This window comes from Acinetobacter guerrae, assembly GCF_009372255.1.
GTDB lineage: Bacteria > Pseudomonadota > Gammaproteobacteria > Pseudomonadales > Moraxellaceae > Acinetobacter > Acinetobacter guerrae.
The window spans coordinates 66,209-92,371 of sequence record NZ_LXGN01000012.1 but is presented as its reverse complement, the minus strand read 5'-3'; the positions used below and the strand labels follow the sequence as shown (position 1 = coordinate 92,371).

Genomic DNA, 26,163 nt, shown 5'->3' with positions numbered 1-26,163 from the left:
GGATTCACTAGAAAGAAAGGCATAAATCTTGCTGGTAGATAGGCATATTGATTTTACCAAATGGTTTAAAATGAACTATCAGCTTTATCCCGCTTTAAATGCCAGTCAGGAATATGTGGTTTTTTCTTCGGGTCTGGGTGGACACGGTCAGTTTTGGCAGCCACAGATTGCTGCTTTTCAGCAAGCGTACAATGTTTTGATTTATGATCATGAAGGCTGTCATGCTGATAGTCCCTTATTGTCAGAAACTTATTCTTTTCTGGATTTAGCCGAGCAAATTAAAAATCTATTGCTGCAATTGAATATCCACCAGTTCCATTTTATTGGTCATGCGATAGGCGGATTTATTGGGTTGGAATTGACGCAGTTGCTTGGTACATCTGGATTAAACATGCAAAGTTTAACTGTGATTAATGGTTGGGCTGCGCTAGATCCACACACTTTAAAATGTTTCCAAACCCGATTGGCTTTACTCGAGCATGCGGGAGTTGCGGCGTATATTGCTGCACAGGCTTTATTTTTATATCCGCCAAGCTGGATTTCTCAGTATCATCTTGAGATTGAGCAACAAGAACAAAAACAGCAAAAAGATTTTCCACCCATTCAAAATGTTATGCGACGTATTTCAGAATTAATGCATTTTCAAATCACATCTGAGCATTTAAATACGCTTGCTCAAAAGTCTGTTCTTTTGATTGCAAATCAAGATGATATGTTAGTGCCATATCATCAAAGTTTAAAACTATGGAAATTAGTAGCTCAAGCTGAACTCTATTTAATGGCAGAGGGAGGGCATGCATCAACGGTAACTCAAGCTGCTTTAGTCAATCGGCGGATTTTAAAATTTTTACAGCAGAACTGAGGAATCAAGACCGTGCATCAGGATGTAATCGCAGGAATTGTGGCGACCATAGTCAACTATGGTCGTAAGCCATATAGAAAGGATGGAATACTCATAGAGGATTAAACGCGCGGTAATACGCCATAAAGCATCATATGCACCGTATGCTCAATCGCACGTTGCTGCATACTTCGATTACGAAGAGTCTTTCCTGTCACCATTTCCATTTGAATACTAAAATCTGCATAATTTTGAGTAATCGCCCAAATATTTAAAATTAAAAGCTCAGGATCAATATCAGCAGAAATTTTACCTTGTTCCTGCCAAGTTTGAATGACTTTGGCTTTGCGTTTAAATAGTTTTTTTAGAGGCCCTTTCAAAATTTCTAAAATGTGTGGTGCGCCTTGAATAATCTCTAAAGCAAAGAGCTTTGAAGCTTTGGGTTGGGTTCGAGAAACTTCTATTTTTTGAATGAGATAATGTGCAAGTGCCTCCACAGGCTCAAGTTCAGCTTCCAGTGTTTGTAATGGCGCTAACCATTTTTGCAAAACTGTGGTGAGAACCTCGACATAAAGCGCTTCTTTATTTTCATAATAATAGAAAATATTAGATTTATGCATATTTGCCAGTTGAGCAATTTCATCAAGACTTGCTCCACTAAAACCGTAAGTTGAAAAGACATCCAGCGCAGCAATGAGCAACTGATTTCGTTTTTGCGTACTCTTTTTTTGTTCCATTGGCATAACTAGTTTAGACGGTTCAGATGGATTGTAAGGTAAACCGCATGATTTGTGCACAGCCTATGTCTATTTTTCTGCCTGAGAAGAAAAAATAAGTGCTTCATCTTACGGAAGTTGTTTGAAATTTCAGCATCATTTTGTTTAAAAAGCAATCAAATTATATAAATTTTACTCGAATGATTTAATCGTCGTGTTGCTGTTTTTTTGCACGCTATTGACCCAGTTTTCACCTAAATAGTGCATTGAAATGCGCCATAATTTTACTAAATGGTAAAAACGAGTTGACCATATGTTTTATTCAATCATTTGTAAAATATAGATAAAACAAAATTGGCACAATGTATGCATAAGGAAATAACAAGAAATGGCCATTCTTAAAAATTAAATAATGAGTTGTAGGTAATGCTCATGTAATTCGTGAAATACATCTTCCCAAGAGGATTGACCCAATGAAAATAGGTGTTTTTTGTCCAATCGGAAACAATGGCTGGCTGCTTTCAGAAAATGCGCCGCAATATATGCCGACATTTGAGCTAAACAAGCAAATCGTACAACGCGCTGAACATTATGGTTTTGATTTTGCACTCTCCATGATCAAGTTACGTGGTTTTGGTGGAAAAACTGAATTTTGGGATCATAACCTCGAAACTTTTACTTTAATGGCGGGACTGGCTGCGGTTACCAGCAAAATTAAGATTTATGCAACTGCGGCAACATTGGTCATGCCGCCAGCGATTGTGGCTCGGATGGCGTCGACCATTGATTCAATTTCCAATGGTCGATTTGGTCTAAATGTAGTGACAGGTTGGCAAGCCCCTGAATACAGCCAGATGGGCATGTGGCCAGGCGATGAATATTTTGGCAAGCGTTATGAATATCTCTCTGAATATGTCCAGATTTTAAGAGAACTCTGGGCGACGGGGCAGTCTGATTTTAAAGGTGAACACTTTCAGATGGAAGATTGCCGAGTGAGTCCGCAACCACAAAGTGAAATGAAAATTATCTGTGCAGGGCAATCTGACGCAGGACTCGAATTTTCAGCGCAACATGCCGACTATAACTTTGTATTTGGCAAAGGACTCAATACCCCAACCGCATATGCCGCTATTAATAACCGTTTAAAACACTTTACTGAGCAGACTGGACGCGATGTACAGACCTATGTTCTGTTTATGGTGATTGCAGCCGAAACAGATGCCGAAGCGATGACGAAATGGCAAAGCTATAACGAAGGTGCCGATATAGAAGCGATTAATTGGTTGATGAATCAAGGGGGGAAAGACACTACCTCAGGGACAGACACCAATATTCGCCAAATGGCATCTAGTGTGTCACCCGTCAATATCAACATGGGAACATTGGTGGGTTCTTATGCAAAAGTTGCTGCAATGCTAGATGAAATTGCCGAGATTCAAGGCACAGAAGGCATCTTGCTGACTTTCGATGACTTTGTACAAGGCGTTGAAGACTTTGGCGAACGGATTCAACCCTTGATGAAATCTCGTCAGGATGTGGTTGCCGAATATCAAACGCTTAGTCCACTGGAGAAAAGTGCATGAATACCATTATTGCAGATTTTACCGAACGAGCAGGAACAGGGCGGGTCTTGAAAGCAGAACCCGAAGCGATCCAACTTGCACCAGAACAAACAGCTTTGATCGTGATTGATATGCAGAATGCGTATACCTCAATCGGTGGTTATTTAGATCTGGCAGGATTTGATGTCTCCAAAACAAAACCTGTTGTAGAAAACATCAAAAAAGCGGTCGCAGCAGCTCATGCAGCGGGAATTCAGGTGATTTATTTTAAAAATGGTTGGGACAATCAATATGTCGAAGCGGGTGGTGCAGGTTCGCCTAATTTTCATAAATCTAATGCACTCAAAACCATGCGTAAACAACCTGAGTTACAAGGTCAGTTATTGGCAAAAGGGGGCTGGGATTTTGAGTTAATTGATGAATTACAACCTACAGCACAAGATATTGTGATTGAAAAGCCACGATATAGCGGTTTCTTTAATACCGCACTTGATAGCATGTTACGCGCTCGCGGGATTCGCAATTTGGTGTTTGTCGGCATTGCCACCAATGTTTGTGTGGAATCGACTTTGCGCGATGGCTTTTTCCTCGAATATTTTGGTGTGGCTCTGGATGATGCCTGTTATCAAGCAGGTCCGCCTGAAATGCATACAGCCAGTATGTATAACATTAAAACCTTTTTTGGTTGGGTGTCAGACACGCAAAATTTTGTTGAAAGTTTTCGCCCTTCTCAATCATTGGCTAAATCTGCATAGCACGATCAGGAGAATAATATGCCAAAGGAAATTATTTTACCCGCAGGGACACCACCACCTTTAGCGCCTTATGTGCCCGCAACCAAAGCCGATAACATTGTGTACGTCTCTGGCATTTTAGCGTTTGATGAAAATAACAATGTACTGCATGTGGGTGATGCTGCTGCACAAACCCGCCATGTACTCGAGACGATTAAGGGAATCTTAGCCAATGCGGGTGGTAGCTTAAAAGATGTCACTTTTAACCATATTTTTTTACGAGACTGGGCAGATTATGCCGCGATAAATCAGGTATATGCAGAGTATTTTCCAGAAGATCGCCCTGCCCGCTATTGCATTCAGGTCGGGCTAGTCAAAGCAGAGGCATTGGTTGAAATAGCGTCAGTCGCGCACGTCTAACCCAACCAAAACTAAATTTTTATGCTGTTCAATATAATCAATTAAATCTCATGATTTTAACTGTCCTGAGGTGGAGATAAGCAATGACTGCATTCACACAAACCACAAATCAGCTTAAAAGCTTGCTTGAGCAAATCACACCGTCCAATCGTTCGACTCATTTACAGGTCGATCAACAGACCTTTCGGCAAGGTATGTCCAATCTGGGCGCTGCGGTTAATGTGATTACCACAGACGGTGTTGCTGGAAAATCAGGTTTTACCGCATCCGCCGTGTGTAGTGTTACGGATACTCCACCTACTTTATTGGTGTGTCTAAACCGCGCTGCTTCGGTATTTGAAACTTTTCAGAAAAATCAGGTGCTTTGTGTCAATACACTGGCGGCTCATCAGACAACGCTTTCAAATATTTTTGGCGGTAAAACCCCGATGGCTGAACGTTTCGATTTGGGGCAATGGCGTACTTTGGTCACTCAAGCCCCAGTTTTAGAAGATGCTTTGGTCTCTTTTGACTGCGAAGTGGTGCAGAGTTTATCTGTTGGTAGCCACGATGTTTTTTTCTGTCAGGTCAAAGCGATTCAATATGGTCAGGGGCAAAATCCACTGATGTATTTTAACCGTAATTATTGTGAACCCCATTATGTAGCTTAAATCTCATGTTGAAATGAGGAGAAATAGCGATGTCGAGTCAAGAACCGTGGTTTGTCAAATTTAAACCTTATCAGGGCAATCTGGATCAAAATCCTGTTCAGATTGATGAATACCTTCCCGCAGGAAAAAGTGTTGTTTTAGGCTTACAACATGCTTTTGCTATGTTTGGGGCAACAGTACTGGCACCGTTATTGATGGGTTTTGACCCCAATCTAACAATTTTTATTACAGGATTTGGCACCATTTTATTCTTTTTGATTACAGGGGGCCGTTTACCGAGTTATCTGGGTTCAAGTTTTGCTTTTATCGCTGCGGTTGCCGCAGCAACAGGCTATAACGGCATTGGCGCCAACCCCAATCTGGCCTTGGCTTTGGGAGGGACTGTTGTCTGCGGAATTATTTATGCGCTGATTGGTCTAGTGGTCATGCGTACAGGAACGGCTTGGATTGAAAAGCTGATGCCGCCTATCGTTACAGGTGCAATTGTGATGATCATTGGGTTAAATCTTGCGCCAGTCACCATTAAAGGTGTATCTGGCAATGGCTTTGATACATGGATGGCAGTGTTGACGATCTTATGTATCAGCGCAGTGGCGGTATTCACCAAAGGCATGCTTCGTCGGTTGCTTTTATTGGTCGGATTATGTGTGGCTTATTTCACTTATTTTATCTTTGCCAATGTATTGGGATGGGGCAAGCCAATTGATTTCACGCCGATTGCACAAGCGGCTTGGTTTGGCTTACCGACGTTTCATACGCCTGTCTTTGAAGCCAATGCCATTTTGCTCATTGCGCCGGTCGCATTGATTTTGGTTGCAGAAAATCTAGGACATTTTAAGGCTGTTTCGGCAATGACTGGCCGAAATTTATCGCCGTATATGGGGCGCGGTTTTTTTGCTGATGGCGTGTGTACCACAATGTCTGCCTCTATTGGTGGTACAGGCATGACCACGTATGCCGAAAATATTGGCGTGATGGCAGTAACCAAAGTTTATTCGACTACCGTATTCGTTGTTGCGGGAATATTTGCCATTTTACTGGGGCTTTCACCTAAATTTGGTGCAGTGATTCATACTATTCCAGTTGCTTTACTAGGTGGTGCTTCGATTGTGGTATTTGGTTTGATTACTGTGGCGGGGGCTAAAATCTGGATTGATAATCGGGTTGATTTTAGTCAAAACAGCACCTTGATTATTGCCGCAGTGAGTTTAATTATGGGTGCAGGAAACTTTAGTTTACATATCGGTTCATTTGATTTGGGAGGCATTGGTACCGCGACGCTAGCTGCAATTGTGCTGAATTTATTATTGAATCGTGATAAAACAACGCTAAATCAGACAGATGCTACAGAGCACAATGATAAAAATATTCAACCGTTCAGTCCGCAGTCCTAACCAGTTGATGTTAAAAGCCGCAGATTGCGGCTTTATTTAGGTGGCTAAAACGGCTTCTAATACACGTTGTTCCAATTCTGCAAATTCAGCGCCTTTCTTGCGTGGTCGTGTAAGATTGACTTCAAAACTATGCGCAATGTGACCTTTATCTAGCAAAATAATTTTATCGGCCAATTGCACTGCTTCACTGACATCATGCGTGACCAAAATCGCGGTAAAGCCTTGCTCTTTCCACAAGCGTTCAATCAGATTTTGCATTTCCAAACGCGTGAGTGCATCTAGCGCGCCCAAAGGTTCATCGAGTAATAAAATACGTGGTGAGTGTGATAGTGCTCGAGCCAGTGCCGTACGTTGGCGTTGACCACCTGATAACTGTGATGGCCATTGACCTGCTTTATCTTTTAGTCCCACTTTCTCCAATAAATGTTCTGCGATATCTCGTTTATCTTTGGCTAAGCCTAATTGAGCATTATGTAAAATACTTTTCCAAGGCAATAGCCGCGGATCTTGAAACATCACCCGAATATCGTCACTGGTAATACCTTCACGAAAATTCCGTGCCGATTTAAATTTAATCTCACCATAACTGGGTTGTTCCAGATCTGCAATTAAGCGGAGCAGCGTACTTTTACCGCAACCACTTCGACCTACAATGGCGACAAATTCGCCTGACTGAATATGTAGATCAAGATCCTCTAAAACCTTGACCTGACCATAAAACTTATGCAGTTGTTCAATAATAATTTCGGCACCTATGGGCGCGTCTTCAGCCTGAACAGGTTGTTCGATATGTACTTTAGCAAATTCATCCTGATATAAAGGAAAATTTAAATTGGTCATGATCAAAGCTCCTCAAATTTATGGTTGATAGCCTGCATGCCAGCGCAATAAATAGCGCTCAAGGCCCTGAGCCAAAACATCGGCAAGTTTGCCCAACAAGGCGTAAAGTAAAATACCGACTAACACGACATCAGTTTGTAAAAACTCTCTGGCATTCATGGTCATATAGCCGATGCCTGATTGTGCCGAGATCGTTTCTGCAACAATAAGTAGCACCCAAACTAGACCCAATGCAAAACGTAAACCGACCAGAATGGAAGGCATTGCGCCAGGTAAAATTATTTCTTTATATAGTTGCCAACGGGTTAAGCCGTAGCTTTTACCCATTTCAATCAATTGTGGATCGACTGAGCGGATACCATGATAGGTATTGATATAAATCGGAAAAAACACACCCACTGCAACCAGAAAAAGTTTTGCAGTTTCATCAATACCAAACCAGAGGATCACCAGTGGAATCAGTGCAAGGGCAGGAATATTACGAATCATTTGTAAGGTCGTGTCGAGTAGCGTCGATGCAGTTTTAGATGAACCATTGAGTAGTCCTAAAAATAGCCCTAATCCGCCACCAACCAACAGACCGAGCAATGCTCGACCTGCACTGACCTTTACATGGTGCCAGAGTTCACCACTCACCAGCAGATGCCAAAAAGCACTTACCACTGCCGTTGGTGCTGGTAAGACACGACTCTGAAGTATTCCTGTGGTCGAGGCAAACTGCCAAATAATGACCATCGCAATGGGGAATAACCATGGAAGGCTGCGTTTAAAAATTGCAGCTGTTCCACGTGAAACAAAAGAAGAAACGGTATTTACACTCATACAGGCTCCTTGACCACTTTCTCTTTTTTGGTCTGGTCTGGGGCATAGTTATTGGCAATAATTTCGCCGAAAGGCCCTGTAAGGTTCGGTTGGGTCAGTTTTTCACGAGTTTTAAGAGGCAATAAAGGGAAAACCAGTTCTGCAAAGCGAATCGATTCTTCCAAATGTGGATAGCCTGAAAAGATAAAGGTATCGATCCCTAAATCGGCATATTCCTGAATACGTGCTGCCACTGTTTCAGGATCACCCACCAGTGCTGTGCCCGCACCACCACGAACAAGGCCGATACCTGCCCATAAGTTTGGAGACACTTCAAGTTTGTCACGTTGACCACCGTGTAGGGCAGCCATACGTTGCTGACCGACTGAATCCATTTGTGCAAATTTCTTTTGCGCAGCGGCAATGGTGTCATCATCCAGATATTGAATGAGTTCGTTGGCTGCTGCCCAAGCCTGTTCATTGGTTTCACGCACAATCACATGCAAACGAATACCATAATTCAGGGTACGTCCTTTGGCAGCAGCTTTTGCTTTCATACCTTCAATTTTCTCTTTAACCGCCGCAGGAGGTTCACCCCAAGTCAAATAGGTATCGACTTGTTCAGCCGCCAGTTCTGAAGCAGCATCGGATGAGCCACCGAACCATAAGGGTGGATAAGGTTTTTGAATCGGTGGATAGAGCAGTTTGGCTTCATCGACGCTCAAACGATCGCCATGAAAAGTAAACGCTTCGCCTGTATGTGAACGTGTCAGGATTTCACGCCAGATTTTTACATATTCACTGGCAGTTTGATAACGTGTTGAATGGTCTTCATACAAGCCATCACCTTTAAGCTCTTGTTCATCGCCGCCTGTAACCAGATTGAGTAATACACGTCCGCCAGATAAACGGTCAAAAGTTGCCGCCATACGGGCTGCTAGTGCAGGCGTAGTAATACCAGGACGAAGTGCGACCAAAAATTTTAAATGTTTTGTTGCATCAATCAGACTGGCAGCGGTAATCCACGGATCTTCACATGAACGACCCGTTGGAATTAAAACGCCGCTATAACCCAAGTTATCGACTGCAACCGCAATTTGTTTCATATACGCATGATCCACCTGACGCGCACCTTTACTTGTTCCTAAATAGCGACTGTCACCATGAGTGGGAATAAACCAGAAAATATTCATATCAACCTTCCTTTTAAATGCGTTTTAATCAAATTGCTTGAGTGTTTAATAGACCTAAGAACTACGAAGATTTCGGTGACCAGATGGTTTGACTCACCTGAATACCTTTTGGAATCAACTGAACTTGCTGAAACAGGTCGGCAATGCTCTGTTGGGCTTTAGTGACTTCTGGTGTGATAGGTTGTACAGGCGAAGGTTTAAGTCGCTTATCAAGCACGGCTTTGGCGACTTGGGTGTCTAGTCCAGTGCTTTGTGCATAAATACTTAAACCTTCGTCTTGATGTTTCACAAACCATTGATCTGCTTTATTTAAGCCATTTAACACTTTTTGTGCTGCATCGGGGTGCTGCTGGATAAATTTTGGATTACCAATATAAAAAGAGTAGGTGGTTGGAAAAGCTGTACCATCAATCAGCGCTTTGGCATGACCTTTTAGCTCGGTGGTGCTTAAGTACGGTTCCCAAATTGACCAAGCATCGACTGCGCCTTTGTCAAATGCTGCACGTGCATCGGCAGGAGGTAACCAAACAGGTTGAATATCCTGCCAACTTAAACCTGCTTTTTGTAGCACTTTGGCCAGTAGTTCATGCGCACTTGAACCTTTTTGTACCGCGATGCGTTTACCTTTAAGATCCTGAATAGATTTAATGGCACTATTGGTTGGAATAATAAGTGCTTGTGAGCTTGCTGGAACCACTTCATAACCGACATAGCTCAGATCCTTATCAGCGGCTTGAGCAAAAATCGGAGGTGTATTTCCCACCATGCCAAAATCCACTGCGCCCACTGCTAATGCCTCAAGCATTTGTGGCCCCGCAGGAAATTCACGCCATTCGATTTTGGCATTTGGAAATTCTTGTTCGTATATTTTTTGCTGTTTAGCAATTAAAAAATTCAGTGAAGATTTTTGAAAACCAATTGATAAGGTCTTGACTGGGGCTGTATCGGTTGCACCTGCATCTTTTTGTGCTTGTGCATGAGATTCGGTTTTCTGGCAACCACTTAGAGTTAATCCCAGACTTATGCTTCCGATGACACCCAATTGTTTTAAATTAATCATAAGTTGTTATCCTATTGGTTTTCTTTTACTTAATTGCGCCAGTTAAAATGGCATCCTGAATTTTTAAAGGTTGTGGAATCAGCTTTTGCTGATAAAAAGCGTCTGCTACTTGTTGCTGTTCATTCACGACTTGCGTTGACAATGGCGTAACCCCAAAGCCCATGCGTGAAATGGATGTTTTTAAAATATTAAAATCCAGCGCAGTTGGTTTTTCTAACAGTTTGGCAGCATCATCCTGATGGGTTTTGACCCATTCAGTACTTTGATTAAGTTCATTGACCAATGTTTTCAGCACTTCGGGATGGTTTTGGGCAAATTTACGATCTGCCAGATAAAACTGATGATTACTGACCAGATTTTGCCCAGTTGCAAGGACACGTGCACCAATTTGTTGTTCTGCTGCAGCAAAGAATGGATCCCAGATCACCCATGCATCGACAGCACCTTTTTCAAAGGCAGCGCGAGCATCGGCAGGAGGTAAATACACCACTTGAATATCGTTTAGGGTTAAATGATTTTTTTCCAAGAGTTTGAGTAGTAGATAATGCACATTTGAGCCTTTATTTAAGACGATGCGTTTACCTTTTAAGTCCTGAATAGATTGAATCGCAGAATTTTTTGGAACAATTAAGGCTTCTGCATTCGGTGCAGCAGGCTGATTGGCGACATACACTAAGTTGGAATTTGCTGCTTGTGCGAAAATAGGAGGAGCTTCACCTGCTTCACCAAATACTACACTGCCGACATTTAAACCTTCCAAAAGCTGTGGCCCAGCAGGAAATTCTACCCATTTGATGGTGATCCCTTGTTCTTTCAGAGCCTTATCTAATGCACCGCGCTCTTTCACAATTGGCAACAAGCCATATTTTTGAAAGCCAATATTTAAGGTTGTAATATCTTGAGCTTCTTTTTTTGCACAGCCACTGAGCATCATGATTCCCGCGATACTCGCCGTAATCACTGAAAATTTGAACCAGAAAGAAGAACTGATGCGTGTCATGATGTGTGATGCCCTGTATCTAAAAGTAAGCGTTGAGGGCACACCTTAAAACCATTTCTATTGCATAAAAAATAAGTTTTTTTACATTAGTTATGAAAAAAATGGATAAATAAAAAAATGCTAAGTTTATGTAAAAAGTAAATTTTAAATGAAATAGAAAAAAATCGTATATTTATATTAATTCATTGATTTTTAAATGTATTTATATTTGGCTTACATCATTTTGTGAAAATAACAAATAACTTTGCCACAGCTCAAAAGATGATTTATGACTAAGTTTAGCTAGAATAAAGATATAAGCACTTGTGCTAAAGCCAGTAAATTTTTGATCATTGACTGGCCAATTTAGCTTAGACAATCCTGAATTACATTAATATTTTTTTAAACACCAATGAATTACGTTGATAGTTATACAGTTCTTGTCGGGCATTCGGAAGATCATCTACACTCGCTGTTTGAAAACCCTGCTCCAAGAACCAGTGTGCCGTGCGGGTTGTCAGCACAAATAATTGTAAAATCCCATCTTGTCGTGCTTTATCTTCTAAAAAATGCAAGATTTGACTGCCGCGGTTCGACTTGCGATAAGCAGGATCAACTGCGACACAGGCAATTTCCGCAGAACCAATTTCATTTTTTGCTGTTGGGATTGGATATAACGCAGCACAAGCCAGAATCATGCCGTCGCGTTCAATCACAGCGAATTGTCCAATTTCACTTTCAAGACGTTCACGGGAACGGTAAACCAAAATGCCTTCTTGTTCGAGTGGACGCAACAGATTGATGAGTCCGCCGACATCTTGAATGGTTGCCATACGGACTTCTTCATAATGTGCATCGGTAATCATGGTACCAATACCATCACGGGTAAATAACTCTTCGATCAATGCACCATCGTAGGCGTAAGAGATCAAATGCACGCGATGCACACCTGAAAGCGAGGCGCGTTGAGCACCTTGTAAATGCAGGGCCATTTCATCATCATTTTTTTGAAATTGATCAATATAGTGATCTAGCTGATGGGGGGTTAACTCACGTAAAGTTCTGTGGTTTCCGTCTAGCAAACCTTGTTTATTGCCCAGAAAAATTAATTTATCGGCCTGTAGTGCGATCGCAGTTTTGGTAGCGACTTCTTCTGCCAACAGGTTAAAGACTTCGCCTGTGGTGGAATAGCCTGTTGGCCCTAGAACCACAATATTATGATTATCCAAATGTCGCTGAATGGCATCTGTATCGATACTTCTTACTTCGCCAGTCAACTGAAAATCAACGCCATCACGAATTCCATAAGGTTTAGCGGTGACAAAGTTGCCAGAAACAGCATCAATACGCGCACCAAACATAGGCGAATTGGCTAGCCCCATCGATAATAACGCTTCAATTTCCAGTCGGATAGAACCCACCGCATTCATGACGCAGCCTAGGGACTCACGTGTTGTGACGCGACGATGAAGATGAATCGGCGTCTGGATGTGTTTTTCTTGCAGATTTTTATTAATTTGTGGGCGCGCGCCGTGTACTAAAATCAGTCGGATACCAAGCGAATGCAATAATGCAATATCGTGAATGATATGTTGAAAGTTGGGATGTTCAACTGCTTCGCCACCAAACATTAAAACAAAGGTTTTATTTCGATGAGCATTAATATACGGTGCTGAGTGGCGGAACCAACGCACATAATCTTGCGTGGTGCTAGGCGTAGACTCAGTCTCGTGTAATTGCATAATCGACTCAAAAATAGAGAAACATAGACTGATTTTAAACAAAATTCGTCAAAGGGGAATGCCTGATGCAAAAAAACACCCTAATCATCATCAGGGTGTTTTAAAAAAAGCTTAGACACTATCAAAGCATTTTTAGAATTTTATGATCATGTTGGGAAGCTAGAACGTACTTTCCATTTACTTGATACCATTGCTGACCACGTTTTGGTTGTGATAGATGCTTGTGGCTACGATAATCGACCTGATAACGCGCTAACTGATATTGGCGTGGCATGGTTTGCCCAATACGCCAGTCACGGCTCGGTTCCAATTTTTGAACTTTTGCATGGTTTGAGTGATGGATTTCTGCCTGACTTTGATGGACATAATGTTTTGAATGCGGATCTTGCGGCGCTGCCATTGCAGTTGTTGCCAATAATCCGCTCATACTAAAAATAATTGTGCTGATCCATTTATTCATTTTCATATGTACCTCATATTCTCTTCATTCATCTTTGATGGTTTTAACTTAATGCCAAATGTGAGAGAAAGCGTGAAGATGACATAGCAAATTGTGAAATATCGACACAGATTAAGGAGACGATTTGAATACCGTTTAAAAAAAGCCCAGATTTAGAATCTGGGCTAGAAAAAGTAAAACTTGCAATAAAACTCAATAGATTAAAAACCCAAAATTCGAATAATATCATTGGTGCTTGAATTGACTAAAATATAGTCATTATTGATTTTATACCATTGCTGATTACGATCAGGTTTCGGTAGATTATGATCTCGGTATTCCACTTTATAACCATTGCCGCGATAGTGTTGAGGCATCACATAACCTGCTTGCCAGCGATGCTGCTTTAAACGTTGTACACCACGTTCTTCACGCACACGACGTTGTTCGGAACGTAACTGTTCATCGTCATGATCACGGTTATGGTCATAGCCACGTTCTTTACGTGTTTGAGGAAAATCATCGCTGTTATCGCGATCAAAATACGGCCCTGCAACCGCAACCGTACTGATAAGTGCAGTCAAAGATAATGTCAGGACTGTCAAAATCTTTTTCATAATGCATCCTCTGGAACGTACTTCTTTCTCATTGTTTTAATGTACAAAAAAAATGCAGAGAAACTGTGAAGATTGCGCAATAATTCAATTAAAAATATGAAGATAAGTCTGATCTTTTCACCTAGGCATTTTGCCTTGTTTTAAATTGTTTTGTCCAGAGTTGCACTGCTTAAGTCGGAGGAATTTAAATGTTAAGAGAAGATATTCATAAAAATATTGATACCACGATGTATTTTTTATCTTTTAAAACCGAGTTTAATTTATTTTTCACCTCATAAAAGATCTGAAAATAGCTATTGCCATTGTTCAGAAAAATTCTGCAAGGAATCTAACAAAGTAATAATCTCTTTGGCTTGTTGAGCATCATCCAGTGCGATAACCAGTGTTTCAGAGAGTTGTAAACGATGAATAGATTGAATGATTTGTTTCTTATGAATGGAATCCCGCATGACTGTTCTCCTTAAGGGTGAATGAAAATATGAAGTCAGTTTAAATGGGGTTCTGTAATTTGTAAAAACGAATAATTTTCTTATTTTGATTTAAAAATACGATTATTGAGCACCTAAAAAAAGCATCTCGAAAGATGCTTATGTTGTTGTGTGTAAAATCAAACTCAATCCTGCGCATCAATACTCTGACCATCCAAATGCAAACTATCTTCACCCATGAGGTATAAATAGGCAGGCATAATGGATTCTGGGGTTGGCAAGCTTAATGGATCTTCATCTGGATAAGCCTTAGCGCGCATTGCGGTACGGGTTGCACCTGGATTAATACAATTAAAACGAATATTAGGATGCATATGCTCTGCGGCAAAAATTTTACTCACCGCTTCAATCGCAACTTTAGAAACCGAATATGCACCCCAAAGCGCACGTGCTTCACGCCCGACTCCAGAACTGGTAAAGACTACCGAAGCATGATCTGACTTTTGTAAAAGGGGTAATAAAGCCTGAGTCAGCATAAAGGGCGCACGAACATTCACCGCCATTACATCGTCCCAGACTTGAGGTGAATAATCTGCTAAAGGTACACGCTCACCTAACATACCCGCATTATGCAAAATACCGTCCAGACGCCCAAATTGTGATTCGAGTGTATTTACAAGTAACTCATAATCACGTACCGATGCACTCGAAAGCTGTAGGGGTAAAATTGCGGGTTGAGGTGCACCCAGACTCTCTATTTCATCATAAATGACTTCAAGTTTATTCAGGGTTCGACCATGTAATACCACAGTTGCGCCATGTAGGGCATAGCTCATGGCAGCAGCGCGTCCAATACCGTCGCCAGCACCCGTGATTAAAATAATGCGATCTTTTAATAAGTCTGTACGAGGCTGATATTCTGAGTATTTCATGGTAAACCTCCCTAAAATTTGATTCAAATTATAATGATACTGCTCACATGCTAACGGGTTTTGTAGAATTTAACTGTAGTAATTGGCGTAAAATGCAGTGTAATTCAGTAACATCCTGCACGATTGCATCGGCTTGCCATGCTTCAAGATCTTCTTGGTATTCTAAAGGCAAATAACCGTAGGCAGCCAAAATGGTATACATTGCTGCTGCACGACCTGCATCAATATCACGTGGATGGTCACCCACATAGATAATTTGTTCGCTTGGCAAATTTAATTGTTTGGCAGCAAGATACATCGGTTCAGGATCTGGTTTTGTGTTGCTAACATCTTCAGGACAAACCAGTACACTACAACGCTCAGTTAAATTTAGCTCGGCCAGTAGCATTTCACTTAAACCACGAGGTTTGTTAGTAACAATGCCCCATGGAATTTTATGCGCTTCAAGTTCTTCGAGTAATGGATACATGCCCGAAAATAGATCGGTATCGACCACAATCTGCTGACCATAAATATCCAAAAAGTCCTGACGATGCTGTAAAAATACAGGGTCTTCTAGTTCTAACTCTGGATAGACCAATTTTACCATCGCGCGTGCGCCTTCAGACACTTGAGTACGAATCAGATCAGCCTCGACGACTGGGCGTTGTTCTTCACGGCACATCGCTTGAATAATCCGAATAAAATCGGCGGCTGTATCGATTAGAGTTCCATCGAGGTCAAATAGAACAGCTTTCATGCTTGAGTTGCCTTAATCGTATGCACCATATAATTGACATCAACATTTGGTGCTAACCAATAATGTTTAGTCAATGGATTGTAATGCAATCCCGTCATTTCTCTTAGAGTCAAACCTGCTTCACGAATATCCTGCGCCATTTCTGAAGGACGGATAAATTTGTGATAGTCATGCGTTCCTTTAGGCAATAAGCGTAAAACGTATTCAGCGCCGATAATGGCAAATAAATAAGATTTTGGATTACGATTAATCGTTGAAAAAAATACATGACCGCCGGGTTTGACCAAAGTCTGACAAGCCTTGACGATAGACGCGGGATCAGGCACATGTTCCATCATTTCCATACACGTCACGACATCGTATTGTCCTGCTTGCTCTTGAGCAAGTTCTTCAACAGGGATCTGACGATACTCGATATTAGTTACATTATCCTGTTCTGCATGTAAACGAGCGACATTGAGTGGGGCTTCACCCATATCAATACCAAGCACATTGGCACCACGTCGTGCCATGCTTTCAGCTAAAATTCCACCGCCACAACCGACATCCAAAACCTTTTTGCCTGCAATACCGTTTGCATGTTCATCAATCCAGTTTAAACGTAATGGGTTGATCTGATGTAAAGGTCGAAATTCGGAATGTTGATCCCACCATTTGGCTGCGAGTGCTTCAAATTTTGCGATTTCTTGTGGATCAACATTCAGTTGCGACATGGTGTAACCTCTTTTATAAGTGTTTTCATCAATCGTTAAGTTTGGTCTACTAGTGTTAGTGTAACCAGAAATCGGAAAAAAGCGACCTGATTGCTTAAAGATATGGTAAAAATCTTCACAGAAGCAAAACGAATTAAGCATATTTGTTTTATATTTAGAGCATAAACTCAACATAATGATTTAGAGGAAAAAACAGGTAATGAAAAAGTTTGTATTTGGTGGTCTTTATGCCGCAATGATGGCAATTTCTGGTACAGCAATGGCTGCTGATTTTGTGGCTGGAAAAGACTACACCGTTGTAGCCAATCCAGGTAAGGTGGCGGTACCGGGTAAAATCGAAGTGCGTGAGTTTTTTTGGTACGGTTGCCCGCACTGCTTTAAGCTTGAACCATATATGCAAACATGGTTAAAACAAATTCCAAAAGATGTAAACTTTTTGCGTACACCTGCTGCTATGAATAAAGTTTGGGAACAAGGCGCGCGCGCGTATTATGTTTCTGAAGCTTTGAATGTTCGTAAAAAAACCCATTTGCCATTGTTCCATGCGATTCATGACCAAGGACAACAAATTTTTGATCAGGCATCTTTAGCCAAATTCTATGCAGGTTATGGCGTTCCAGAGCAGAAGTTTAATAGCATGTTTAACTCATTCCCAATTACCGCAAAAATTGCAGAATCCAATAAATTGGCACAGCAATATCAACTCACAGGCGTTCCTGCCGTGGTCGTAAATGGTAAATATGTGGTTCAGGGTGAAGATGGTAAAGTGACCCAAGTTGTTAACTATCTAATTGAAAAAGAACGTAAAGGAAAATAAGCCTTACGTCCATAAAAGTCCCTTTATTATTTAGATAAAGGGGCTTTTTTATTATTTTATTTGTTCAAATCATCGAGTTTAATTTCCAGTTCAAAGGCATCTAGATTGATGGATTGCGTTGGCAAAGACAGTGCCTGATTGACATAAAGGTTAATCAATTTCTGCCGTGAACCAATTGAACGCTGATAATAACTCGAATTGAGTAGCAGTGCCGCACCATAAGTGAGTGACCAGATATAAGATAGGTAATCTCGAATCGACATATCGTAATGAACAGATTTTAAATAGGCTTCAGTAATGTCTTTAATTGCTAAAATACGTGCTTGACGAATTTCATAGAGTTCTTCAAATAAATGGTTGAGCTTGGATTCACTCATGGTTAAATTTTCTTCTAACTGATGTAGCAAAATGGTACGTGCTGGTGCAAGCAGATGATGCAGCATATAAATTGGCGCGTACTCTTTAAAATCAGTGTGATGCTTATTGGAAATCTCTAATAATTTTTTTTCATTTTCAATGACCAGTTCGAGTAACAGTTCATTTTTACTTTTAAAGTGTTTATATAGCGTTCCTTTGGCAATATCTAGTTCAGCGACCAGTTCATCCAGTGTGATTTCCTGATTGTTTTCCAGCAATAGTTTTTCGGCAACGCTCAAAATGCGTTCTTTGCGAATTAAAAATTGTTGATGGCGATCTGGATTCATAACTGTTCCTATTACAGCACTATATACACGCTTTTATTGACATTAAGCCAAATTGGTAAATTCGCCAAGATAATTAAAGAAATTTACTGATTTTTCCGCTTTCATATGATGAGTTAGCATTATTCCCAGTTGGCAACGCCACGAAAAATCAGGCGGACTTGAGTGGATGCACTTTCAATAAAAGCCTGTTGCTGCTGGTGTAGCGCTTCGCCTTCGTATTGTCGCGGTAGACTGAGCCAAGTCATGGCCCAAGTAAATGACATATTAATCAGAATCGTAGAAAGAACTTTAAGATCCTGATTTTCCTGAAAGTGTTCAAATGTGGGTAATTTACTCAAATCTGTCGTCAAGGCCTCGGTCAAATCTTCAATTTCACGTGCAATTGCATAGCGTACCGTTGTCGATCCTCCCCAACGCTCAGCAATCATAAATTGCCATTCCAGTGGACTATGATTGACCGCCTGTACAAATAATTCAATGCTGGTTTGTGGATTGGCCTTGGCTTGATGTAAATAACTTTGTCCGAGTTGATGAATCAGGCTTTTAATATGAAGTGCAACTTGATCAACCAGTTCTTGTCCCAATGCATCCATATCTTGAAAGTGACGATAAAACGCAGTAGGCACCAAGCCCACTTCACGCGCCACTTCACGCAAACTAATACTGCTAAATGAACGTCCTGCGGTACTTAACTGTAACGCAGCATCAAGTAATGCTTGACGACTTTGCTGTTTTCGTTCATCGCGTATCGACATGCCACAGACCTGTAGTAAACCAGCCAAGAGTCTAACAAAAAGTTGCAAGCTTTTTTAAAAAATAAAACAAATGATGCAAAAAAATCAGTGAACACCTGTTGACTGAATTAAAAAAAGAGAATAATGTGTACACATGTTCACTGAAAGAACATTTGTTCACTCATATAAATAGCCAGATACAAACGAGGAACGTATGAACATTGCAGCCAATTATCAGCCTCAATGGGTTCGCGAAGATTTTGTCGATTTCATATTGGAAAAAGTTAACCCAATGTGGACTTGGAAAAAAGTCAAAGCTCAGGTCACTTCAATCACAGCGATCACTCCTGAGCTTTATCAAATTTGTTTACAACCCAATACCAACTTTGCAGCACACAATTTTAAAGCAGGTCAAAGCGTTCTTGTGACGGTTGTGGTTGCAGGTATACGTTATCAGCGTAGTTATTCTGTGATGCAGATTGATGCTCAGGGAAATCTTTATTTAGGTGTCAAAGTTCAGGGTGTAGTCTCACGAGCTATGAGCCAATTACATGCGGGTGATGTGATTGAGATTTCACAAACTCAGGGTGAGTTTTGTTTGCATCACCATCAGACAGCGGCTTTATTAATTGCATCAGGGAGTGGCATTACTGCGATTTATTCACTGTTGCAGCAAGCGATTCAGCAACAACTAAGCCAAATTGATGTGATTTATTTTAGCCGAGATGCTGCATTTCATCAGGAATTACAACGTTTGGCCGAGCGTCATCCAACGATTCAGTACCATCACATCGATACCACTCAGCAAAAACAGCATTTAACTGTAGATTTGTTAAATAAGCTAATTGGCGATTTAGAGCAAAAGCACACGTATCTATGTGGTGCATCGAACATGATGCAAGCAGCCAAAACGATTTTTGCGGAGTTAAATCTGAGTGATCGTCTGCATATGGAATATTTCCAGCCTGTGGTCGATGAAACGCTCGAAGCACAACCCGTCACTTTTTTGCGCTCGCAGCAAGAATTTGAAGCCAATACCAATTTACTGGAAAGTGCTGAACAAGCAGGTTTACGTCCATCACATGGTTGCCGTATGGGTATTTGTAATACTTGTACCTGTACCAAAGTGAGCGGTTCAACCAAAAATATTCTGACGGGTGAAATTGATCATGGCAACAATACCCAAATTAAGTTGTGCGTCAGTCAGGCGATTAGTCCTGTCGTGATCAATCTTTAATTATCGTCACTCAATTTGAATAGATTCGGAGAAAAATAATGAATATGTCCGTTAAGTTTCCACTCAATAGCAAATCTAACTACTTAACCCCAGAACAAGTTGAAGAATTTGGTCGCCGTGTCGAAGAGATTCGCCGTGAAGTCATGGATAATCTGGGCGAACAAGACGCCAAATATATCTACAAAATTCGTAATTTCGTACGTTATAGCGAAATCGCGTCACGCGGGATGTTAATGTTTGGCGGGTGGATTCCACCTGTTTGGTTGCTTGGTACAGGTTTACTTGGTATTTCCAAAATTGTAGAAAACATGGAGCTAGGTCACAATGTTATGCACGGTCAGTTTGACTGGCTGAATGACCCAAGCTTAAACGGTGCCAATTATGACTGGGATACCATTGCCACAGGTGATGACTGGAAACACACCCATAATTATGTACATCACACGTATACCAATATTGTTGGTAAGGATCATGATGTCGGCTATGGATTATTGCGCGTCAGTGAACAACAAAAATGGGAACCACGTTTCTTATTAAATATTCCTTTGGCTGTACAATTGATGGTGCTTTTTGAATGGTATGTCGGGGCGCAGAATTTACATTTAGAAGATGCCATTGTATACAAAACCAAATCATGGAAAGAGGTTTGGAAAGATTCGGCTAAATTACGCAAAAAAGTAGTGCGTCAGGTCGGTAAAGATTATGTGTTTTTTCCATTGATTGCTGGACCAAATGCCATTCCTGTATTTTTGGGTAATGCGGTAGCAAATGTCATTCGTAGTTTATGGTCGTCTGCGGTGATTTTTAACGGCCACTTTACTGAAGATGCTGAGACTTTTGAAGAAGATAACACTGAGACTGAAACCCGTGCTCAATGGTATTTACGTCAAATTCGTGGTTCAAGTAACTTTAGTGGCACACAAGGTTTACATATCTTGAGTGGTAATTTGAGCCACCAAATTGAACACCATTTATTTCCTGATATGCCTGCAAACCGTTATTCGGAAGTTGCACCAAAGATTAAAGCTTTGTGTGAAGAATATGGCGTGAACTATAACGAAGCCAACTTTATGAAACAGTTCTGGAGTGTTTGGGTGCGTTTAGCTAAATGTTCTTTACCAAATGGGCAAGCACAGAAGGTTTCAGAAACCTTTCAAAAAGTGAAAAGCATATTCGCTTTTGCCAAATAAGCGCTTTTGTAAAAAGCAGGGAAATTGGACCGAATTCGGTCCAATTTTATTGAAGGCATTTGCTATACTATGCTGCAATCTTATTTAGCGGCAATGAAAGGATAGATGATGCGTATTGACCAACGAGCGCTCGATCAGTTACGTGATGTAAAAATTACTCGAAATTACACCCGTTATGCAGAAGGTTCGGTTTTGGTCGAATTTGGTCATACCAAGGTGTTATGTACCGCAAGCATTGATAATTCTGTACCCCGTTTTCTAAAAGGTCAGGGTCAGGGTTGGGTAACAGCAGAATATGGTATGTTACCGCGTTCTACGCATACCCGTAGTGACCGTGAAGCGGCTCGTGGCAAACAAAGCGGCCGTACGCAGGAAATTCAGCGTTTAATTGGTCGCAGTCTTCGTGCGATGGTTGACCTGAAAAAATTGGGTGAAAATACCATTACCATCGACTGTGATGTCATTCAGGCCGATGGTGGTACACGTACTGCAGCCATTACAGGTGCGGCAGTGGCACTGATTGATGCCATGAACGTCTTGTTAGAGAAGAAAAAAATCAAGCAAGACCCTCTTAAAGGTTTGGTCGCTGCAATTTCAGTTGGAATTTATCAGGACGAAGTGCTGCTTGATTTATGCTATGAAGAAGACTCGAACTGCCAAACTGACCTAAACGTCGTGATGACCCAGTCTGGTGAGTTTATCGAAATTCAAGGCACAGCAGAAGAAAAACCATTTACACGAACTCAAGCTAACGCGATGCTTGAAGTTGCTGAAAAGGGCATTCAAACCCTCATTCAAAAACAACAGGAAGCATTGGGTTGGTAATCTTTCCTTGATTGGAAATGCTTTAAGTGAAAACGCATCTTTGGGTGCGTTTTTTTATAACTTCATATAATCGACATCAAATCATCATAATGCTGTAGTTTTCAAGCTTTTTACTAGTCTCCATTCTTAAATGGAGAGGATCATGTCTAAATTTTTTTGTTTTTTTCTGATCATTAGTAGCGTCATGCTTATTGCTTGCAAGGATGATGACTCATCGACCCAGCAGCCACAGCCACCTAAAAACAATTGCACGATGCACTGTGCACCCTAACCATAATAAAAATCATAACTAAGGATTAAAAAAATGAATCGTCGTGATTTTGTACTGAATACTGCCAAGACTTTATTTGGGACAGCTGCTTTATCTAGCTTCCCTTTAAGTATCCAGAAAGCACTTGCTATTGATGCCAAAGTAGAAACAGGTAGCATTCAGGATGTTAAACATGTGGTAATTTTGACACAGGAAAACCGATCTTTTGATAACTACTTCGGCACATTAAAGGGAGTACGCGGTTTTGGCGATCGCTTTAGCATTCCATTGAGTCAAAAGCGCAAAGTCTGGGAACAGTACGATGCCAAGCAAAATAAAATTCTGCCTTATCATTTAGATAGTCGTTTAGGCAATGCTCAGCGCGTTTCAGGTACACCGCATTCATGGCAGGATGGTCAGGATGCTTGGAATCATGGGCGTATGGGGGATTGGGTTAAATTTAAAAAACCGCAATCCATGGGATATTATAAAAAACAGGAAGTTGAATTTCAGTTTGCTTTAGCCAATGCCTTTACGCTGTGTGATGCTTATCATTGTGCCATGCATGCCGGAACCAATCCCAATCGTATGTTTATCTGGACAGGCACCAATGGCCCAGCGGCGGGTGTGGCTGCAGTGGTGAATGAATTTGATGGTCTGGGTGCATCTTCAAGTGGTTATGAATGGACGACTTATCCTGAGCGTTTACAACAAGCAGGGGTTAGTTGGAAAGTTTATCAAAATATGCCCGATAATTTTACGGATAATCCATTGGCGGGTTTTAAGCAATATCGTCGTGCCAATGAGTTGTCAGGTCAACCTGTCAGCCATGATGATCTCATTAGTCCTGCCTACGACGAAAAAATTGATAGCACTCAACCTTTATACAAAGGTATTGCCAACACAATGCCAGATGGTGGCTTTTTAGGGACATTCAAGCAAGATCTTGCCACAGGGAAATTACCTCAGGTCAGTTGGCTTGTAGCACCAGCCACTTATAGTGAACATCCAGGTCCTTCTAGTCCAGTACAAGGCGCATGGTATATTCAGGAAGTGCTCAATGCACTCACCGAGAATCCTGAGATTTGGTCACAAACCGTGTTACTGATCAATTTTGATGAAAATGATGGTTTCTTTGACCACGTACCATCACCAAGTGCGCCATCTAAAGATGATACAGGCAAGATATATGGTAAAACTACATTGCCTGCTGAATCTCTATCACAAGAGTATTTTAGCCATCCTGCGGTGGCGACAGCCAAATCTCAACCTAAGCCAGATGGTCGAGTCTACGGGCCGGGGATTCGTGTGCCGATGTATGTGATTTCACCGTGGAGTCGGGGTGGTTGGGTCAATTCACAGGTATTTGACCACACATCGATTATTCAATTTCTTGAACAGCGTTTTGGTGTGAAAGAGCCGAATATCAGTGCTTATCGTCGTGCAATTTGTGGTGATTTAACCAGTGCTTTTGATTTTAAAACCCCAAATAGCACACAGCTTCCCGAACTTGAAGGTAAAAAAGCGAAAACTGAAGCAGATGCAATTCGCTTGGCACAGTCGTTATTGCCACAAGTCGCTGTTCCGAACCAACAAGCCTTCCCACAGCAAGATATGGGGATTCGTCCATCCAGAGCATTACCGTATATCTTGCATACCAGTGCTAAGGTCAATCCATCAGGACAGAGTGTACAAATTTTATTTGCCAATACAGGTAAACAAGCGGCGGTTTTTCATGTCTATGATCGTTTAAATTTAGATGCGATTCCTCGCCGTTATATGGTCGAAGCAGGCAAGCAATTACAGGATGAATGGAATACGCAACAAGGTCTCTATGATTTATGGGTCTTAGGCCCAAATGGTTTTCATCGTGCATTTACAGGCAATCTGAATCAAAGTTTACAGCAGCAAGCTTTACCTGAGATTCGGGTGTGTGTAGAAGACTGTGAAGCCAAGCTATTTTTAAAAGTTCGTCATGATGGACAATCGAGTAGTAAACTCAAGGTAAAAGCCAATGCTTATTTACCCAATCAGCAATGGTCAATTGAAACCACGAACTCAGAAAAAGAACTGGCTTGGGATATGACTGAATTTGGAGGATGGTACGATTTTACAGTCTATATAGAGTCTGACGCGAGCTATAGTCGCAGATTTGCAGGGCGTATTGAAACCCAGAAAGATTCAATTTCTGATCCCTATATGGGCTATATTGAAAACTAATTGAATTGGAAATGAATGAAGAAAAAGGATGCGATCAGGCATCCTTTTTACAAAAACGTCAATGACTTCACAAACGATAACCTTTTTCATTCAGCTTAAAAACAAAGCCTGCTCAAGTTTGTCATGATTAAATTTTAAAGTAGCGAATAATTTTTATCATTCTATGAAATTGGGGAAATCTATATGCTACAAGGTTTTATTGTACTGTTTGCAATTATTACATTTACCATTATGGCCTGTGATCCACGACCAAATGAGACATCGCGTCATCCATCTGCATGGCAAGCTCAAGCCAAAACCTCAGAAGTTTTGACCCAGCCTAAGCATACGACAAAGATCGAAAATCAAACGACAAAAACAAATATTGAAACCGAGCAGACTTAAGCATTAAACCGCATCGAAAGATCAACAGCGGTAACATCTTTGGTGAGTACACCCATCGAAATATAATCTACACCAGTACTTGCGACTTCACGTAGGTTGTCTAAGGTAATATTACCAGAAGCTTCTAATTTACAACGACCTGCCACGTATTTAACGGCATTGATCATTTGTTGTTGGCTAAAATTATCCAACATGACAATATCAGCGCCAGCTTCAAGTGCCTGATTGAGTTCATCCCAAGTTTCAACTTCAACTTCAACGGGTTTATTCGGTGCAATTCGATGCGCCTGAGCAATGGCTTGGGCGATTCCTCCTGCGGCCATAATATGGTTTTCTTTAATGAGAAAAGCATCAAATAAACCTAAACGATGGTTTTGACCACCACCAATGGCAACCGCATATTTTTGGGCAATACGTAGACCGGGTAAGGTTTTACGCGTGTCTAATAACTTTGTCTGAGTGCCTTCGAGTTGTTTTACATAAAAAGCAGCTTTTGTAGCAACCGCAGATAAAGTCTGAATAAAGTTTAGCGCAGGGCGTTCAACGGTTAATAGGCTACGTGCTGAACCAGCCAGTTTTAAAAAAGCTTCACCTGCGTTAACCAATTCACCGTCTTCTTTTAACCATACAATTTGGACAGTTGGGTCATATTGCGAAATCAGTGCATCGACCCACGGACGACCTGCCAACACCATATTTTCACGGCTAATAATAGTTGCAGTCGCCTGTTCATTTTCTGGTGTCAATAGCGCAGTAATATCGCCATCCCCAATGTCTTCAGCCAGTGCGTGTTGTACATTGATTTGAATCGATTGTTCTAGCAAAGATTGAGGAATGCTCATACTTGATACCCAGTATTAACCCAGAAAATTGAGCGATATATTAGCACTGTCCCTCTAAAAATTCACAAACGATTGTCATAAATATGCCACCGACACGGTTTTAATTTTTGAGGACTCGATTAAACTAAGAGCATTCAAAAACAAATTGGATCATCCTAAC

The 26,163-nt window shown here is 41.2% G+C and carries 28 protein-coding genes; 12 read left to right on the top strand and 16 right to left on the bottom strand.

The annotated features are described in order from the left end of the window. The first annotated feature begins 70 nt into the window (after positions 1 to 70). Complete coding sequence (gene rutD / locus A7A69_RS08410; RefSeq protein WP_152876972.1) at positions 71 to 862, top strand: pyrimidine utilization protein D; 792 nt, start codon at positions 71 to 73, stop codon at positions 860 to 862. A 101-nt stretch (positions 863 to 963) separates the two neighbouring features. Here the strand turns inward: rutD and A7A69_RS08405 are convergent, their stop codons facing one another. Further along, the gene (locus A7A69_RS08405) at positions 964 to 1,584 is read right to left on the bottom strand and encodes a TetR/AcrR family transcriptional regulator (RefSeq protein WP_171499570.1); all 621 of its coding nucleotides are present in this window, start codon (positions 1,582 to 1,584) and stop codon (positions 964 to 966) included. 446 nt (positions 1,585 to 2,030) lie between these two features. On the opposite strand from A7A69_RS08405, the gene rutA reads away from it, so the two are divergent. The 5 genes from rutA (at position 2,031) to rutG (ending at position 6,317) form a co-directional block, all read left to right on the top strand. Continuing rightward, positions 2,031 to 3,140, top strand: a complete 1,110-nt coding sequence (gene rutA, locus A7A69_RS08400) for a pyrimidine utilization protein A (RefSeq protein ID WP_152876970.1) — start codon at positions 2,031 to 2,033, stop codon at positions 3,138 to 3,140. Continuing rightward, positions 3,137 to 3,874 (top strand): pyrimidine utilization protein B, encoded by a 738-nt coding sequence (gene rutB, locus A7A69_RS08395; protein ID WP_152876968.1) that lies wholly within the window; start codon positions 3,137 to 3,139, stop codon positions 3,872 to 3,874. Before rutA ends, rutB begins: the two co-directional genes overlap by 4 nt. A gap of 18 nt (positions 3,875 to 3,892) precedes the next feature. Then, entirely contained in the window at positions 3,893 to 4,273 is a 381-nt protein-coding gene (gene rutC, locus A7A69_RS08390; RefSeq protein ID WP_152876966.1) for a pyrimidine utilization protein C, read from the top strand. A gap of 83 nt (positions 4,274 to 4,356) precedes the next feature. Next, positions 4,357 to 4,923 carry an NADH-dependent FMN reductase RutF gene (gene rutF / locus A7A69_RS08385; RefSeq protein WP_120370344.1) on the top strand — a complete coding sequence of 189 codons (567 nt, stop codon included), beginning with the start codon at positions 4,357 to 4,359 and terminating at the stop codon, positions 4,921 to 4,923. A gap of 29 nt (positions 4,924 to 4,952) precedes the next feature. After that, the gene (gene rutG, locus A7A69_RS08380; protein WP_152876963.1) at positions 4,953 to 6,317 is read left to right on the top strand and encodes a pyrimidine utilization transport protein G; all 1,365 of its coding nucleotides are present in this window, start codon (positions 4,953 to 4,955) and stop codon (positions 6,315 to 6,317) included. A 36-nt stretch (positions 6,318 to 6,353) separates the two neighbouring features. Here rutG and A7A69_RS08375 read toward each other — a convergent pair whose 3' ends face one another. From A7A69_RS08375 to ubiG, 12 genes are all read right to left on the bottom strand, one after another. After that, positions 6,354 to 7,157: an ATP-binding cassette domain-containing protein gene (locus tag A7A69_RS08375; RefSeq protein ID WP_152876961.1), complete on the bottom strand. Its 804-nt coding sequence runs from the start codon at positions 7,155 to 7,157 to the stop codon at positions 6,354 to 6,356. Positions 7,158 to 7,175: 18 nt separating this feature from the next. Continuing rightward, positions 7,176 to 7,979, bottom strand: a complete 804-nt coding sequence (ssuC, locus tag A7A69_RS08370) for an aliphatic sulfonate ABC transporter permease SsuC (RefSeq protein ID WP_151981735.1) — start codon at positions 7,977 to 7,979, stop codon at positions 7,176 to 7,178. Further along, positions 7,976 to 9,151 carry an FMNH2-dependent alkanesulfonate monooxygenase gene (gene ssuD, locus A7A69_RS08365; protein ID WP_152876959.1) on the bottom strand — a complete coding sequence of 392 codons (1,176 nt, stop codon included), beginning with the start codon at positions 9,149 to 9,151 and terminating at the stop codon, positions 7,976 to 7,978. The genes ssuC and ssuD overlap by 4 nt, the downstream gene beginning before the upstream one ends. 61 nt (positions 9,152 to 9,212) lie before the next feature. After that, a complete protein-coding gene (locus A7A69_RS08360; protein WP_120370349.1) occupies positions 9,213 to 10,211 on the bottom strand; it encodes an aliphatic sulfonate ABC transporter substrate-binding protein in 999 nt (332 codons plus the stop codon). 25 nt (positions 10,212 to 10,236) lie between these two features. Beyond that, the gene (locus tag A7A69_RS08355; RefSeq protein WP_152876957.1) at positions 10,237 to 11,211 is read right to left on the bottom strand and encodes a sulfonate ABC transporter substrate-binding protein; all 975 of its coding nucleotides are present in this window, start codon (positions 11,209 to 11,211) and stop codon (positions 10,237 to 10,239) included. Between the two features lie 365 nt (positions 11,212 to 11,576). Beyond that, entirely contained in the window at positions 11,577 to 12,932 is a 1,356-nt protein-coding gene (gene argA / locus A7A69_RS08350) for an amino-acid N-acetyltransferase (protein ID WP_120370351.1), read from the bottom strand. 121 nt (positions 12,933 to 13,053) lie between these two features. Continuing rightward, positions 13,054 to 13,392 (bottom strand): RcnB family protein, encoded by a 339-nt coding sequence (locus A7A69_RS08345; protein ID WP_171500800.1) that lies wholly within the window; start codon positions 13,390 to 13,392, stop codon positions 13,054 to 13,056. Positions 13,393 to 13,592: 200 nt separating this feature from the next. Beyond that, positions 13,593 to 13,988 (bottom strand): RcnB family protein, encoded by a 396-nt coding sequence (locus tag A7A69_RS08340; RefSeq protein WP_151981724.1) that lies wholly within the window; start codon positions 13,986 to 13,988, stop codon positions 13,593 to 13,595. A gap of 293 nt (positions 13,989 to 14,281) precedes the next feature. Next, positions 14,282 to 14,437, bottom strand: coding sequence for a hypothetical protein (locus A7A69_RS16580; RefSeq protein ID WP_171406771.1), 156 nt, complete (start codon positions 14,435 to 14,437; stop codon positions 14,282 to 14,284). Between the two features lie 164 nt (positions 14,438 to 14,601). Next, positions 14,602 to 15,348, bottom strand: coding sequence for a YciK family oxidoreductase (locus A7A69_RS08335; protein ID WP_120370354.1), 747 nt, complete (start codon positions 15,346 to 15,348; stop codon positions 14,602 to 14,604). A 43-nt stretch (positions 15,349 to 15,391) separates the two neighbouring features. After that, positions 15,392 to 16,087, bottom strand: a complete 696-nt coding sequence (locus A7A69_RS08330) for an HAD family hydrolase (RefSeq protein WP_152876952.1) — start codon at positions 16,085 to 16,087, stop codon at positions 15,392 to 15,394. Continuing rightward, complete coding sequence (ubiG, locus tag A7A69_RS08325; protein ID WP_152876951.1) at positions 16,084 to 16,800, bottom strand: bifunctional 2-polyprenyl-6-hydroxyphenol methylase/3-demethylubiquinol 3-O-methyltransferase UbiG; 717 nt, start codon at positions 16,798 to 16,800, stop codon at positions 16,084 to 16,086. The genes A7A69_RS08330 and ubiG overlap by 4 nt, the downstream gene beginning before the upstream one ends. A 199-nt stretch (positions 16,801 to 16,999) precedes the next feature. Between ubiG and A7A69_RS08320 the strand changes: the two genes are divergently transcribed. Next, positions 17,000 to 17,617 (top strand): thiol:disulfide interchange protein DsbA/DsbL, encoded by a 618-nt coding sequence (locus A7A69_RS08320; RefSeq protein WP_152876949.1) that lies wholly within the window; start codon positions 17,000 to 17,002, stop codon positions 17,615 to 17,617. 56 nt (positions 17,618 to 17,673) lie between these two features. Here the strand turns inward: A7A69_RS08320 and A7A69_RS08315 are convergent, their stop codons facing one another. After that, positions 17,674 to 18,321 (bottom strand): TetR/AcrR family transcriptional regulator, encoded by a 648-nt coding sequence (locus tag A7A69_RS08315; protein ID WP_120370357.1) that lies wholly within the window; start codon positions 18,319 to 18,321, stop codon positions 17,674 to 17,676. A gap of 119 nt (positions 18,322 to 18,440) precedes the next feature. Then, on the bottom strand, positions 18,441 to 19,076 hold the full coding sequence (locus A7A69_RS08310; RefSeq protein WP_152876947.1) for a TetR family transcriptional regulator: 636 nt from the start codon (positions 19,074 to 19,076) through the stop codon (positions 18,441 to 18,443). A 193-nt stretch (positions 19,077 to 19,269) separates the two neighbouring features. Between A7A69_RS08310 and A7A69_RS08305 the strand changes: the two genes are divergently transcribed. The 5 genes from A7A69_RS08305 to A7A69_RS08285 all read left to right on the top strand — a co-directional run bounded on the left by A7A69_RS08305 (position 19,270) and on the right by A7A69_RS08285 (position 25,161). Then, on the top strand, positions 19,270 to 20,292 hold the full coding sequence (locus A7A69_RS08305; protein ID WP_152876945.1) for a flavin reductase family protein: 1,023 nt from the start codon (positions 19,270 to 19,272) through the stop codon (positions 20,290 to 20,292). A 38-nt stretch (positions 20,293 to 20,330) separates the two neighbouring features. Beyond that, positions 20,331 to 21,482 (top strand): fatty acid desaturase family protein, encoded by a 1,152-nt coding sequence (locus A7A69_RS08300; protein WP_152876943.1) that lies wholly within the window; start codon positions 20,331 to 20,333, stop codon positions 21,480 to 21,482. A gap of 108 nt (positions 21,483 to 21,590) precedes the next feature. Continuing rightward, on the top strand, positions 21,591 to 22,307 hold the full coding sequence (gene rph, locus A7A69_RS08295) for a ribonuclease PH (RefSeq protein WP_120370361.1): 717 nt from the start codon (positions 21,591 to 21,593) through the stop codon (positions 22,305 to 22,307). Positions 22,308 to 22,611: 304 nt separating this feature from the next. Then, on the top strand, positions 22,612 to 24,777 hold the full coding sequence (locus A7A69_RS08290; protein ID WP_152876941.1) for a phosphocholine-specific phospholipase C: 2,166 nt from the start codon (positions 22,612 to 22,614) through the stop codon (positions 24,775 to 24,777). Between the two features lie 183 nt (positions 24,778 to 24,960). Next, positions 24,961 to 25,161: an ABZJ_00068 family colistin stress protein gene (locus tag A7A69_RS08285; protein ID WP_152876939.1), complete on the top strand. Its 201-nt coding sequence runs from the start codon at positions 24,961 to 24,963 to the stop codon at positions 25,159 to 25,161. Here A7A69_RS08285 and nadC read toward each other — a convergent pair. Next, a complete protein-coding gene (gene nadC / locus A7A69_RS08280; protein WP_152876938.1) occupies positions 25,158 to 26,003 on the bottom strand; it encodes a carboxylating nicotinate-nucleotide diphosphorylase in 846 nt (281 codons plus the stop codon). The genes A7A69_RS08285 and nadC overlap by 4 nt on opposite strands. Positions 26,004 to 26,163: the final 160 nt, after the last annotated feature.